At 56.1% G+C, this 13,729-nt stretch carries 9 protein-coding genes; all 9 read left to right on the top strand.

All coding sequences use genetic code 11. From position 1 onward, the window contains the following. Positions 1-208: 208 nt before the first annotated feature. Entirely contained in the window at positions 209-769 is a 561-nt protein-coding gene (locus Y5S_RS17985; RefSeq protein ID WP_035235021.1) for an HNH endonuclease, read from the top strand. A 131-nt stretch (positions 770-900) separates the two neighbouring features. Further along, entirely contained in the window at positions 901-3,675 is a 2,775-nt protein-coding gene (locus Y5S_RS17990) for a bifunctional glycoside hydrolase 114/ polysaccharide deacetylase family protein (protein ID WP_231552743.1), read from the top strand. Further along, positions 3,638-4,510: a tetratricopeptide repeat protein gene (locus Y5S_RS17995; RefSeq protein ID WP_035235025.1), complete on the top strand. Its 873-nt coding sequence runs from the start codon at positions 3,638-3,640 to the stop codon at positions 4,508-4,510. The genes Y5S_RS17990 and Y5S_RS17995 overlap by 38 nt, the downstream gene beginning before the upstream one ends. After that, entirely contained in the window at positions 4,510-7,278 is a 2,769-nt protein-coding gene (locus tag Y5S_RS18000; protein ID WP_035235026.1) for a tetratricopeptide repeat protein, read from the top strand. Before Y5S_RS17995 ends, Y5S_RS18000 begins: the two co-directional genes overlap by 1 nt. 11 nt (positions 7,279-7,289) lie before the next feature. Continuing rightward, on the top strand, positions 7,290-7,802 hold the full coding sequence (locus Y5S_RS18005) for a hypothetical protein (protein ID WP_035235027.1): 513 nt from the start codon (positions 7,290-7,292) through the stop codon (positions 7,800-7,802). Continuing rightward, on the top strand, positions 7,802-9,133 hold the full coding sequence (locus Y5S_RS18010) for a PelD GGDEF domain-containing protein (protein ID WP_035235029.1): 1,332 nt from the start codon (positions 7,802-7,804) through the stop codon (positions 9,131-9,133). Before Y5S_RS18005 ends, Y5S_RS18010 begins: the two co-directional genes overlap by 1 nt. Further along, positions 9,126-10,133, top strand: a complete 1,008-nt coding sequence (locus Y5S_RS18015; RefSeq protein WP_035235031.1) for a hypothetical protein — start codon at positions 9,126-9,128, stop codon at positions 10,131-10,133. The genes Y5S_RS18010 and Y5S_RS18015 overlap by 8 nt, the downstream gene beginning before the upstream one ends. Beyond that, positions 10,114-11,673, top strand: a complete 1,560-nt coding sequence (pelF, locus tag Y5S_RS18020; RefSeq protein WP_035235033.1) for a GT4 family glycosyltransferase PelF — start codon at positions 10,114-10,116, stop codon at positions 11,671-11,673. The genes Y5S_RS18015 and pelF overlap by 20 nt, the downstream gene beginning before the upstream one ends. Continuing rightward, positions 11,673-13,043: an exopolysaccharide Pel transporter PelG gene (gene pelG / locus Y5S_RS18025; RefSeq protein ID WP_035235035.1), complete on the top strand. Its 1,371-nt coding sequence runs from the start codon at positions 11,673-11,675 to the stop codon at positions 13,041-13,043. The genes pelF and pelG overlap by 1 nt, the downstream gene beginning before the upstream one ends. Positions 13,044-13,729 lie beyond the last annotated feature (686 nt).

Below are 13,729 nucleotides of genomic sequence, written 5' to 3' on the forward strand. Positions count from 1 at the left end.
GGGCAGGTTAACCATAGACACCTCAACAAGGGCAGGGCGATAGTGTTGTTTGTTTTACGGCAACCCGATTTCCTCTCACCAGACTTCGTCTGCCGGCCTCCTTGTCTCTTTTCCCTCCTTTTCTTCTTTTTCTCTGGCTGTCGCCGAACCGTCATTGCTGTACCCGTAACATCCCAATCCAACAATAACTGCACTGGAGAAGTTACCCATGAGTGAACGTATCCTGCGGCTGGATAAGGGGGGCACCCCCGTTGAGTGGCTGGACTGGCAAATGGCCGCAACGTTGTATGCTCGTGGGTTGGTGACATGGACGTTAGGCGATGTGATTTATCGGCCCCAAGGGGGGATCTGTCGCCATACTGGCAAGCGGTCAACGCTGGCACTGCATTCGATTATCGCTTGTGACGGCACTATTCATTCGCAACGGCGCCGTGCGCCTCCACTGACTAACCGGGCACTGTTTCGTCGTGATCAGCAACTTTGCTTGTACTGCGGCAAGCCGTTTTCGGAGCAGGCTTTGACCCGAGATCACATCGTACCCACTTCCCGAGGGGGGCGGGATATCTGGTCGAATGTGGTATCGGCCTGCCGACGTTGTAACCAGCGCAAGGGAAGCCGTCTTCTGGAGGAGATCGAGATGGACTTGCTCGCCCTGCCTTATGTGCCCAACATGGCGGAATATCTGGCGCTGATTAACAGTCACAGGATTAGGGGTGACCAGATGGCCTTTCTGAGACCTCAATTCGGGCGAGAGAGTCGCCACCTCTAATGCTTAAGCATTAAATTGCTAGTCAAGTAGTTAAATTTTTGTTTTTGTTGGACAAATGTTTCTCCCGGAGCTGTCATATTTCCTGTATAAAGCGCACACAAGTCACGCAAATAATGTGAAGGAGCGCACGTTTGTATCGGTTGATGATGCTTCTGGGTGGTTTGCTCCTTGTCCTTTCTGGCAGGGGGTGGACGGCACCTGATGCCGCTGCGGCTTTTTATTATGGGGAGTCGATTCCCTGGTCCGAGCTGACGCTGTACGACTACCCGGTAGTGGAACCCGGGCAGGCGGATGGGGTGCCTTCCCGTTTACGCGATCAAACCTTCTATGCCTATGTCAGCCTTGGTGAAGTGCTGGCTTCCCGGCCCTATTTTTCCCTGATTCAGCCCGAGTGGAAGCTAGGCGTTAACGCCAACTGGGGCTCTATCCTGCTGGATCAATCCTCCCCCGAATTGCGAGAGCTGTTCCTGGAACAGGTTTTTGCGCCGCTCTGGAAACAGGGCTACCGGGGCTTTTTCCTGGATACGCTGGACAGCTATCAACTGGCGGTCACTGATGAGGCGGGGCGGCAGGTGCAGCGTGAAGGGTTGGCGGCCTTGATCAATGCGGTCGGCACCCGTTTCCCTGAGGCGCGCTTTATCTTTAATCGCGGCTTCGAGCTGATGCCGATGATTTCGGCGCAGGTGGATGCCATTGCGGCAGAGTCGCTCTACCAGAGTTGGCAGCCAGACAAACAGGCCTATCAGGCGGTGCCTGAAGCGGACAGAGTATGGTTGCTGGAAGCCTTCCGCAAAAGTCGCGAGGACTATGGTGTAGAAAGTATCGCCATCGACTACGCCGCGCCGTCGCAACGTGACGAAGCCCGCGCCTTGGCCGCGAACATTGCCACGCATGGAGTGATCCCGTGGATCACCAATCCGGCGATTGACAGTATCGGGGTTGGGGTAAGGGAAATCCTCCCCAGGCGGGTGCTGGTGGTTCACGGCGGCAATGAGGAAAGGGTGTGGGAGCTGGCCGATGCAGTGCGTTATGGGTTGATGCCCCTGCAGTTCCAGGGGTTGGTTCCTGAGATCAAGGAAATCGACGAGCCCATGCCCACAGGTCAGTTGCGCGGTCGCTATGCCGGTATTGTGATCTGGCTGGAAAAGGACGGTATTGCCAGCCCGGATTTTGAAGATTGGCTGGTGACTCAGCGCACGGCGGGTGTGCCTATCGTGATGGTGGGCTATCCAGCAGTGGATCCGCTCGGCCCTAATGGTGGCATTTTTGGTTTTCAGGGGCGTAATAATCCGCGCGAATTGCCCAAGGCAATCTCTCAGCATGAAGCCATGGGCTTCGAAGCGCCATTGCCTGCGTATATGCCGGTAGGTGAACCACTCTATAACACCCAGGTCACCACCCCCTGGCTGGAGCTGGTGTCAGGGGCACAGCATTACATGCCGGTTGCCATGACAGAATGGGGAGGCTACGCCTTCAATCCCTATGTAATTCGTTCCACCTTGCCAGCCGTACAGGGGCAGGGGTTGGAGCGCTGGATGCTCAATCCGCTGACCTTCATGCGAGATGCGCTGAAGCTACCTGACATGCCGATTCCCGATGTCACCACGGAGAATGGCAAGCGGCTGTTTTTTGCCCATGTGGATGGCGATGGTTTCCCCAGCCTGGCTGAGGTAAAGGGTTACCAGGGGCAGCCGGATGCGCTGGTAATGCTCGAGGAAGTGCTCAAGAAGTACAGGGTGCCTACAACGGTTTCCATCATCGAAGGTGAGACCTCACCGCAAGGGCTTTATCCGAAAATGTCGGCGCAGCTTGAGCATATTGCCCGGCAGATTTTTGCCCTGGAGCATGTGGAAGCGGCTACCCATACCTATTCACACCCGTTCTTCTGGTATGACTCTCAGGAAAACCCCACCAGCCTGTATGGCGAAGAGGGGCAGTTGCGTCTGCCGATCCCGCAATATGCCATGAGCCCTGAGCGTGAAGTGGCAGGTTCCGCAGCCTATATCGACAACCGATTGCTGCCACCAGGCAAGAAGACCCGCATGGTGCTGTGGAGTGGCGATACGATCCCGACGCCAGAGGCGTTGAAAGTGGCGCGTGAAAACGGCCTGCTAAACATGAACGGCAGTGACACGGTCATCACGCGCAGTGCGCCAACATGGACACTGATTAAAGGCATTGGCGTGCCCAAGGGTGACGAGTATCAAGTGTATGCGCCCAACCAGAATGAAAATATCTACACCCATGAATGGACAGGCCCTTTTTACGGGTTCAACCGGGTGATCGAAACTTTTGAACTGACGGAAACCCCTCATCGTTTCAAGCCAGTGGATATTTACTACCACACCTATATCGCCAGCAAGAATGCGTCACTGGCGTCTTTGATCAATGTGTATGAATGGGCGCAGAAACAGGATCTGCATCCTGTTTTTGCATCTGATTACGCCCGCAAAGTGCTGGATTTCAACGACATGGCCATCGCCCGGGAAGGAGACCGCTGGATAGTCAAAGGCTCTGGGGAGTTGCGAACGCTCAGATTACCGTCGTCATTGCCTTTCCCTGACCTGAACCGCAGTGAAGGGGTGGCCGGTTACCGGGAAGACAAGCCGGGACGTTATCTGCACCTTGCTGGAGACAAGGCAATTTGGCAGGGCGAAGAGAACCCGGGTGCCCCCTATCTTCAGCAGGCCAATGCACGCCTGACGTCTTTCCAGCAATTACCGGATGGTCTGCGTTTTTCGCTGCAGGGCTATGAGGGGCTGTCGTTTGCGCTGGCTAACGTATCCGGGTGTCAGTTAAGGCACAACGGCAAAATTCTTTCACCTTCGCGTCGAAGCGGTGGGGTGTATCACTACAGGAGTGCGCGGCATGGGCTCGAAGAGCTACGGCTACAATGTTCGCACTGATCGCCTGAGTGTTGCCCGCTTTCCTGAGCTGGTGGTTCTGTTGGTGGTGATTCTGGTGGCGTTCTGGCTGGTGTTTCCACGAAATTTGTCAGAGACACTGCGTAACGCTCGGCTGGATGCCGTGAGCCTGAGTTATATGAAGGCCTGGTTGCGCGCCAAGCCAGATGACTATGAGTTGAGAATACTGCTGGCCCGTGAATTGGTTGAGCAGGGCCTCTATCGTCAGGCTTCTGTTCAAATGGAATTGATTCCCAGGGGACCGGAGTTCGGGTTCGATGCGGAAATCGCCTGGCTCGAATTGCGTGGTGATTTTATTCAGTTGATGGCGATGCAACCTGCACAGCGTCCAGGGTCGTCGCTTTATCCCCAAACCCGGGAAGAGATTCAGGCACTGGATGTTAGCCAGCTAACTGCCGAACAAGCTGACCAAGCGGCAGAAATGGCCATGGCCATGGGCTTGGTGGATCAGGCGGTTCGTTTCTACCGGCAACTTGCCGCACAGGGGCAGGGGGCCGAGAAGTTGCACGCGCTGTCAGCGCGCCTGCTGCTGGGTGATGGACGTTATCAGGAAGCCGCCGAGGCTCATCTGGCAGCCATGGATGCCAGTAGCGATTATTCCGCACGCCGGCAAGCCTTTCTGTCAGCACTGGAAGTACTTCAGGCTGGCGAACTGTATGCGGAAGCGGTTCGCGTCATGCGCGAGCGAGATCAGGCGTTTCTCAAGGATAAGGATGTGCTTTACCGGCTGATGAACCTGTCGCTGGCGTGCGCCGATGTGCCCCAGGCCCAGCACTATGCGGTGCTGTTGCTACGCCTTCCCGGGAGTGATCGTTAATGCAGTGGCGGGGATGGCTTTTCGGTGTGTTGTTGCTGAGCGGTTATGGACATGCTCAGCCACCGGAACCTTATGTCGAAGCGTACTACAACGACAGCTATCAGGTGTTTGTCGGGGCCGGCAATCTGGTGCGTGCTCGCCAGGTCATTGAAAACGCTTTGTACTGGCGTCCTGATGATGTGCGCTGGTGGGAGCGTCTGGCTCAGATCGCGCGCTGGCAGGGGGACCCGCAAACCTCTCTGGAGGCCTGGCGTAAAGTCGCAGAGTTATCTGATTCCCAGCAGGCCTGGGATGAAGTCATGCAGCTGGCACCGGCGATTTATCACGATGAGCTGGTGCTCAAGGCGCACCAGAAATCCTTGCGAGCGACTCCTCGGGATGCGGATCTGATTGAAAAAATTGCTCGCCAGTACGAGCTGGCTGGTAAGCCTGCTGATGGCGTGGCGTTTTTCAGGGACTGGAATCGCCGGTACCCAAGCCGCCCGGCCTTGCGGCAAATGATGTTGCTGTCCCTGAATCAGGGTGCGGATCGGCAAGCAGCCGGTTATGCGCGCGACTATATGGACCGATATGGCCCTCAGCATGACATGGCACTGCATGCTTCCCGCATTCAATGGGTTCAAGGGGAGCGGGACAAGGCACTGGATAATTTGATCCGCGATGCTCGGGGCCTGGATTACTCCCCGCTGATTACCCGTCAGCTGGCGGTTATGGCGGCGGAGCAGGGGCGCTGGGACGTCGCTCGCGAAAATTATGAACAGCTGATTGCCCATGACGATGACACGATCCCTGACCTGTATACCTATATCAATCTGATCCGTTACCAGGATCGGGAAGAGATGGTTGCGCTGATGTCGCGGGCCTGGGACAAGCTGGAAGATCCAGCGCTGGCGGTGGGCGTGCTTTATGCCCTGCAGGAGCGCGGCGACAACACTGGCGTGGAGGTTTTTCTTTCCCAACTTAGCCCCGAGCGACGAAAAAAGCTGGAGCAGTATCCGCCCTTCATGCAGTTTCAGGCGGCGTATCAGGCGCGTAATCAGCGACACGCGGAAGCGCGGCGGTCTCTGGAACGGGCACTCTATCTCGCCCCTGACGATCGCGAGTCCCGTATTAGCTGGCTGTGGCTGCATGTGGCTGTTGGCAATAAAGATATCCTGCGTCGAAGCTTGCAAGCCTGGGAAGCGGAAGGGCGGCGTAACAGTAGCTACTGGGAAGCTTTTGCTGCGGCCTGGCTGGTGTTGGGTGATACCGACGCTGCCTTGCGTTACCAGGCTGCATTGCTGAAGAGATCCCCGAATGATTGGTCGCGCCAGTGGCAATATGCCCAGACGCTGATGGCGGCAGGTCGTAGCGATGAGGCCTGGCCGGTACTGCGTCACCTGTGGGCTAATCTGCCGGCACAGGTGGATAGCGAACAGCGGGGCGAATATCACTACATGATGCAGGCGCTTGGCCAGTATTTCGAAAATGGTGATGCGTCGCTGAATCGCGCTAATGCGCTGGCTGACTCCCGGGATCAAATGGACGAGGGAGACAAGGCAGAGTGGTTGGCGCAATGGTCGCTGTTGCAGACCAGTCAGGAGTTGGCGCTGGGCTGGTACCTGCGCAAGCTTCAGGCCGAGGGTGAACTGCGGGCCGGCACTGCACTGGCTTATGCCTCCCTGCAGAGCGATGTGGACGGGATAGCGCGTGTCCGTGAGCAGTATGGACGTCGCCTTTCCATCCAGGAAAACCTGGACGTACAGCTTCAGCTTGAAGAGCCTGCGCTGGCGGCGGCGACTTTCATGGATCTGCAGCGCGGTGCTCCTCAGCTGGCGGGCGCTCATCCCATGCAGGAAGATCTGTTGCTGCCGTTTGCACGCTCCTCTCAACTGGATGCGGGTCTGCAGCGGATTGGGGCACTCGATATTGAAGAGTGGGCGTTTACCCAGTACCAGCCAGTAGGCCGTTTCAGTCAATGGGCGCTGGAACTGGATCAGAGAGCGTTCAGCAGTAACGACGATACCTTGTTGGTGGTTGATGAGGATGAACGTCGCGTTGGGGCGATTTGGCAATATCGTCGCTCCCGATACCAGCATGATTTGTATGTGGGGCAGCGGACCCTGCTGGAAAATCAGGAAACCATGGCGGCACTGGATCTTGGCGCGCGGCTTTCTCGTGAGTGGTCGCTGGGCCTGGAATACCAATGGCACATGCCGGCGGATGAATCCTCATTGTTGATTCTGGGCGGCTCCCGAACCGGCAGCCTGCTGGCGTTGAACTGGAACCCGTCTTCCAGCTGGCAGAATCGCATTGATATCGCAGATTACGAATACCGTGATTTGAATGATCAGGTGCTTGGCGAGGGCCGCATCCTGAATATTGGTTCCACCTGGCGTCCCTGGATGTCCCGTTTCTCTCCCGGCTTGAGGGTGATCCACACCCGTACCGACTTTACCGAGACACGCCAAAGCATGGCGGAAGTGCGCCAGTTTATTCCACCGGGGCAATCGACCTCTGCAATCCCGCAAGACTATTACCAGACAGAAGCCGTGCTGTTGCTGGGTAGCACCGATATACACATTCGACCGCATCGACTGCAAGCCTGGGCGGAAGTGGGATACAGCGAAAACAGTCTGTTTAAAGATGGGGTCAATGGTCGGATCGGTATTGAAGGGCCGTTGATTGGGCGTGATGCCTGGAAATTGTTGCTTGAGCGGCAACTCAATACTGGCGGTAGCGATGAAGACAGCTACCGGATGGCACTGGAATACAGAATTTACTATTAGGGAGCAATGTCATGAGAGTTCTCATCGCAGTCATGCTGATGATCGCGGTTGCCGGGTGCACCCACGTTCGTAGCAGCAAGGGGGTCAACCTGTCGGCGGAGGGTACCTGGCTGGTACTGCCGCTGGTGAATCGCACAGCCACCCCGCAGGCCGGGCTCAGGGGATCAGCCATCGTGGAGGCGGTTCTCTATCGTCATGGCGTTGAGCGCGTTGAAGTGTATCCGGAAACGGATAACGAAGGCGTATTGTTTGAGGCTTCTTCCAGCGCCAGCCGAAACAAAATGGCGCAATGGGTGAGTGCCCAGAACGCCAATTATGTGGTCAGTGGAGTGGTGCATGAATGGCGCTACAAAACCGGTGTCGACGGCGAGCCCGCGGTAGGCGTGATGCTGGAAATTCGTGAGCTGCCCTCCAACAAGATCGTTTACAGCGGTACGGCTTCCCGTGCGGGTTGGGCGCGTGATTCGCTGAGTGAAACCGGCCAGAAAGTTATCGACAAACTGCTCAAATCGGTAGTGGACTAATGCTGGAGCGGATCGCCAACGGCAAATTGACACAGTGGCTTGCCCCTTCCATGCGGGTAGGGTGGTCCATGTTCGAAACCCTGCTGCTGACGGCAGTGGCGGTGGGCATTGGCCTGTGGCTGCGTCCGGCTGATCCCATGGCTCTGGGGGCGGAGTTCCACTGGATTCTGCTTGTGCCGGTAGTGGTGGCCTTGCGCTACGGCGGCCTGGTGGGCGTGTGGGCCATGCTGTGTCTGATTGGCTGCTGGTTTGCGCTCCAGACGTATGGTGTTTATTCGCAGCAGGCCTTCCCGGAAGGTGCCATGTTGGGTGGTTTGGTATTGACCCTAGTCGCGGGCGAATTTTCTGACCTGTGGCGCACTCGCTTGATGCGTGCGGATAGCTCGGCGAGCTATTCCCTGGAGCGATTGAAAAACCTCACCCAGCGGTTTGTCCTGCTCCGCCTTTCCCATGACCGGCTTGAAGAAAATCTGTTGACCAAGCCCTACACCGTGCGTGATGCCCTGCTTCGCTTGCGTAGTCTGACACTGGAAGAAAGCCGCGAAATCAGCTTGCCGGCGGGGGATGATCTGCTGGGCATTCTGGCGGATTACTGCCAGCTGCAGCGGGCGGCGCTTTATGCCTGTTGGGATGGTGTGATTGATGAAACGCCCGCTGCACTGCTGGGTGAGAACAAGCCTCTGGAAAAGGATAATGCGCTGCTGGCTCATGCCATGGAAAACCGGTTGCTGGCCCATGTTCAGCATGAGCGTGAGGAGCACTATCACGGTGCCTATCTGGTGAGTGCTCCAGTGAGTAACAGTGCCGGTGACATCATTGGTGTTCTGGTGGTCGAGCGGATGCCATTCCTGTCGGTTAATCACGAGAACTTGCAGTTGCTCTCTGTGCTACTCAACTTCTATGCGGATGTGGTGTATGCAGGGAAGGAGGCACAATCCCTGCTGCAGCAATGGCCGGAGCTGCCTTTCCAGATGGCGCGCGAAATGGTGGCGCTCAGTCGGCTGCGCGAGGAGGGCAAGGTGGAAACCTCCCTGACCCTGTTCGTGGCGGATGACAGTGAACAGGCCGGGTTGATCCTGGATGCCCTGGGACGAGGCCTGCGTAGCCTCGATCTTGCTTGGTGGGTGTCAGACCGCACGCTGCTGATCATGATGCCGATGACGGGCGTCTCAGGTCTGGAAGGATTTGTGTTGCGAACGGAGCAATGGCTACAGGAAGAGTTTGCTTTCATGAGTCTGCGCCAGGCTGGGGTACGCTTCTTCTATCGGCACATGGATACCCGTGCTCCCGAAGTGCAGCTTGAGGAGTTGCTGGAGGCCGGGCGTGTCTGAGCTGAAGCTGGTGGTGCTGGCGGTCAGTGCGGAAGCCGCATCGTTATTGTTGCTGCTGAGCGATGACACATCGCTGACGCACTTCCTGCTCTATCTGATGGCCCATGGAGTGGCCGCAGCGCTGATGGCGCTGGTGGCCTGGCGGTTACTGCCTCTGCGGTTTCGCACTCCGACGGTGGTGTCATGGTTGCTGATTTTTGCGTTCGCGTTTTTTATCCCGGCTATTGGGCTCTTTACCTTGCTGGGCGGCATCGTTGTTGGTATCTGGTTACCGGTCATCTTTCGTGAAAGCCCCTTCTCACTGGTTGCAGATCCTTATTACACGCCGGTGCAGGCCGCTTCCGGCAGTACATTCCGGCAGATCGATATCCAGAGTCTGCTTTCCAATCCGGATTCGCCGGATTCGCTGCGTCTGCAGGGGATGCTGGTACTCAAGGACATGCCAGCTCGGGTGACAGGCAAGGTGCTCCGCGAATCGCTGGGCGACAATTTCGAAGATATCCGGTTGCTCTCCTACGGCATCCTCGATCAGAAAGAAAAGACCATCACGCGTGATATTGATCGCCTTTTGCAATTGCTGGAACGGGCGAAGGAATCACGCCGTTACATGCTGACGAGGCGTCTGTCAGAACTGTACTGGGAGCTCAATTACCAGGACCTGGTTCGAGGCGATATCCGTAAATTGACGCTGGAGAAGGCCGCGCTTTACGCCGACATGGCCCTCATGGAGGCACCCCAGGATGCTGGCATCTGGGTGTTGCGGGGCAGGATACAACTAGCCCAGGGTGATACCTCCGGGGCCCAGCAATCCCTGGTCTTTGCCCGCCGTTTGGGGCTTTCTGCAAGCCAGGTGAATCCATGGTTGGCGGAAATTGCCATGGAGCGTCGTCAGTTTCCGCTGGTGCGCCGCCTCATGGGTGAAATTTCCGATAACAGTCAGTTCACCTTTCTGAATAAATCCGTTGAATACTGGAGAAGTCATGGGCTTTCCCACCGCTGACAAGGCCGATATCTGTCTGCTGCTTGAAGGGACTTTCCCCTTTGTCAGCGGCGGTGTCTCCAGCTGGGTCAATCAAATGATCCGGGGCTTTCCTCAGTATTCCTTTGCCTGTTGTTTCATCGGCAGCCGTCCTGAGGATTACGGTTCCATGAAATATCAGCTGCCCGATAATGTGGTGCACTTGGAGACCCATTATCTGCATGACTTTCAGCGCGGAGCCCAGAAGCGAGCGATGAAAGGGGATGCGGCGGCCTATGAACAAGTTGGCAAGTTTCATGACTTGATCAAAAGCGGCAAGCAAACCGAGCAAAAAGAGGCCATGTTTGAGCACATAGTGAGCCAGCTCGGAGATGGCAAGGCGCTCTCGGAAGACTCCTTCCTGCGTAGCCGGGCCAGTTGGGAATACATTGCCAAATGCTACCGGGAACAAAGTCGTGATCCATCATTCGTGGATTACTTCTGGACTGTCAGGATCATGCATTCGCCAATCTGGGCGCTGAACGAGATTGCCGACAACCTGATCCCGGCCAGGATGTATCACACCATCTCCACCGGCTACGCCGGTTTCCTGGGGGCTTTGCTCAAGCGTCGTACCGGCAAGCCATTACTGCTTTCTGAGCATGGTATCTATACCAAGGAAAGAAAAATCGACCTGTTTCAGAGTGAGTGGATCACGGACAACCGTGGCCTGGTCGAGAAAAATAATGCGGAAATGGCCTACTTTCGTGAGAAGTGGGTGAATTTTTTCACTGAGCTGGGCAAACAGTGTTATCTGGCAGCGGATGACATTGTGGCGTTGTATGAACGTAATCGTGAGCGACAGGTCGCCGATGGTGCTCCTGCTGAACGCACCCGCTGTATTCCCAATGGTATCGATCTGCCGCGTTTTGAGAATGTGCGTGAGACGCGCACAGGAGAGTTGCCCAAGGTTGCCTGCCTGGTTGGTCGTGTAGTCCCGATCAAGGATGTGAAAACGTTTTTGCGCGCCATGAGAACGGTGGTCAACGAAGTGCCTGATGCACAGGGCTGGATTGCCGGTCCCGAGGAAGAAGACCCGGAATACGCCAAGGAATGCCGGGGGTTGGTAGCTAGCCTCGGGCTACAGAAAAACGTGCAGTTCCTGGGTTTCCAGAAAGTGGATGAATTGCTGCCGAAGGTGGGGGTGTTGGTGCTGAGTTCCATCAGTGAAGCCTTGCCTCTGGTGATTCTGGAAGGCATGGCTGCCGGGGTGCCAAGCGTCTCCACCGATGTGGGTTCCTGCCGGCAATTGATCGAGGGACTGGGTCCTGAAGATGAAGCCTTTGGCAAAGCCGGCGAAGTGGTGGGTATTGCCGATCCTGAGGCGCTGGGCCAGGCGATCAACCGGTTGCTGACCAATGAACAGGCCTGGAATGCTGCACAACAGGCAGGTATTCAGAGAGTAGAGACCTTCTACACCCAGGAATTAATGTTCAAGGCCTATGGTTCCCTCTACCACGATTTGATGCAGGCCGGTGACGGCGCGACAGCGGCTCAGGCTCAGCAAGAGGGGCATCGCTGATGGCCGGTATCGGGTTTGAGTTACGCAAACTGCTCCGCAAGGACACACTGCTGGGATTGATCCGGGCCTATGCCTATGCGGGCGTGATCAGTTCCGGTCCCTGGGTCTTGTCGATTATCGGCATTCTGATCATCGGTATCTTCAGCCTCGGCACGGTGATCCCGGATGTGGCGGTCGCGCACTTTCAGGTGACCGTCACCTATATGATTGCCCTCAGTCTGATACTGACAGGCTTTCTGCAACTCGCCTTTACCCGTTTCTGTGCCGACAGGGTTTTTGAGAATCGGGAAGAGCTGATTCTGCCGAACTTTGGTGGGGTTACGCTGCTGGTGACGGCCATTGCTGGTGTGGTTGGCTTGCTGACGGTGTTATTCCTGTTTCCCGGTGAGAGCATTCTTTACCGGGCACTGGTTGTGGCCAGTTTCGTGGTGTTATGCAATATCTGGATCGCCACGGTATTCCTGTCCGGCATGAAGCAGTACAAGGCGATCTTGTGGCTATATGCTCTGGGTTATTCGATTACCGTACTGGGTGCCTACTGGCTGCGCGTTTTCAACCTTGAAGGATTGCTGCTGGGTTTCTTGTTCGGTCAGGTGACATTGTTGGGTGGCATGCTGGTGCTGATTGTTCGTGGTTATCCCGCCACTCGCATCGTGTCTTTCGAATTTTTCAGCAGCAAGTATCTGTTCCCCTCGCTGATGTTTGTCGGGCTGTTCTATAACGCCGGGGTCTGGGCCGACAAGATCATGTTCTGGTATTTCCCCGGTACGGGCGGCCAGGTCATTGGGCCCATGCACGCTTCACTGATTTACGATATCCCGGTCTTTCTTTCCTATCTTTCCCTGATTCCAGGCATGGCAGTATTTCTCGTGCGCATGGAGACGGATTTTGTGGAGTACTACAACAACTTCTATACCGCAGTACGAGAAGGAGGGTCGCTGAGCTATATCGAGGATATGCGTAACCAGATGGTCTTTGTCATCCGCCAGGGCATTTTCCAGATTCTCAAGATCCAGGCGATTGCGGCGCTGGTGATTATGGCCACCGGCGCGCAGATCTTTGCTGCTCTGGGGATTTCCGAACTGTATTTGCCTCTGCTCAAGGTTCAGCTGGTTGCAGCCGCCCTACAGGTGGTTTTCCTCGCGATTATCAACGTCTTCTGTTACCTGGATCAGCGTCGCATGCTGGTTTTGCTGACCAGCCTGTTTCTGGTGCTCAATATCATCTTTACTGCCATTAGCCTGTCGCTGGGGCCGCAGTTCTTCGGTTTTGGTTACATGGCGGCACTGGGTGTTTGTGTGTTGGTGGGGCTATGGCTGGTGAACCGCAAGATGGGTGAGCTGGAATACGTCACCTTCATGCTGAACTGAGCTTGGCCAAACATTATCTGGAGGGCTGCAGTGCAGGAAGCGCAGCCCTTTGGGAACGAAGCTTGGCGCAGTAACATCCACAGCGCGGCCCGAAAAGTGAACGTAGCGAATACGGACGTTCAACGAAGAACGGCATTTCTGCAGTCCCTACCGCATCCCCATCCTTTAAAATCATCGGCTCCTTTTGCACTGTCACTGCGTCGCACCAGGCGATGGCTGAACGGCAAAAAAAACGGCGCCCATGGGGCGCCGATTAAAGTTTGGCTCGGGAGAGCTACACGGAGCAGAACTCCGCAGTCGATGGATGGGACCTCATCGACGCAATCATTATGTGGACACCTGTTCGCATCTGCATTCGCTCTACAGACTTTTTCATTGGCTCTTTAGGTCAATATTTGCACGAACGTGCATTCAGACGGCTTCCGGCATCGCGACGGAACCGTCGCTCCTACGGTGGGGCCCAGGGCCAGAAGAGCCAGCAGGCACCACAGTGGTCCTCCTGATTTGGCAACCCCAGCCGCTTCCTTTTTTAGGCCACTCCCCTGAGTACGATAGCGGGTATTTGTCCGTCTAAGAGAAAGAGAGCCTTGCAAGAGCCTTCGGCTTCAGAGGCTCCCGAGTCGCCTGGAATGAGAATCCGGTGGCAAGTCGATGGTTTTCGGATAGGGCCTGTTCACACTACCAAA

It is taken from the genome of Alcanivorax nanhaiticus, assembly GCF_000756665.1.
Lineage (GTDB): Bacteria > Pseudomonadota > Gammaproteobacteria > Pseudomonadales > Alcanivoracaceae > Alcanivorax > Alcanivorax nanhaiticus.

Coding starts and splice junctions, on each gene's coding strand:
- Y5S_RS18000 (WP_035235026.1), top strand. CDS start 4,510: ATGCAGTGGCGGGGATGGCTTTTCGGTGTGTTGTTGCTGAGCGGTTAT.
- Y5S_RS17985 (WP_035235021.1), top strand. CDS start 209: ATGAGTGAACGTATCCTGCGGCTGGATAAGGGGGGCACCCCCGTTGAG.
- Y5S_RS18005 (WP_035235027.1), top strand. CDS start 7,290: ATGAGAGTTCTCATCGCAGTCATGCTGATGATCGCGGTTGCCGGGTGC.
- Y5S_RS17995 (WP_035235025.1), top strand. CDS start 3,638: ATGGGCTCGAAGAGCTACGGCTACAATGTTCGCACTGATCGCCTGAGT.
- pelG (WP_035235035.1), top strand. CDS start 11,673: ATGGCCGGTATCGGGTTTGAGTTACGCAAACTGCTCCGCAAGGACACA.
- Y5S_RS18010 (WP_035235029.1), top strand. CDS start 7,802: ATGCTGGAGCGGATCGCCAACGGCAAATTGACACAGTGGCTTGCCCCT.
- pelF (WP_035235033.1), top strand. CDS start 10,114: ATGGGCTTTCCCACCGCTGACAAGGCCGATATCTGTCTGCTGCTTGAA.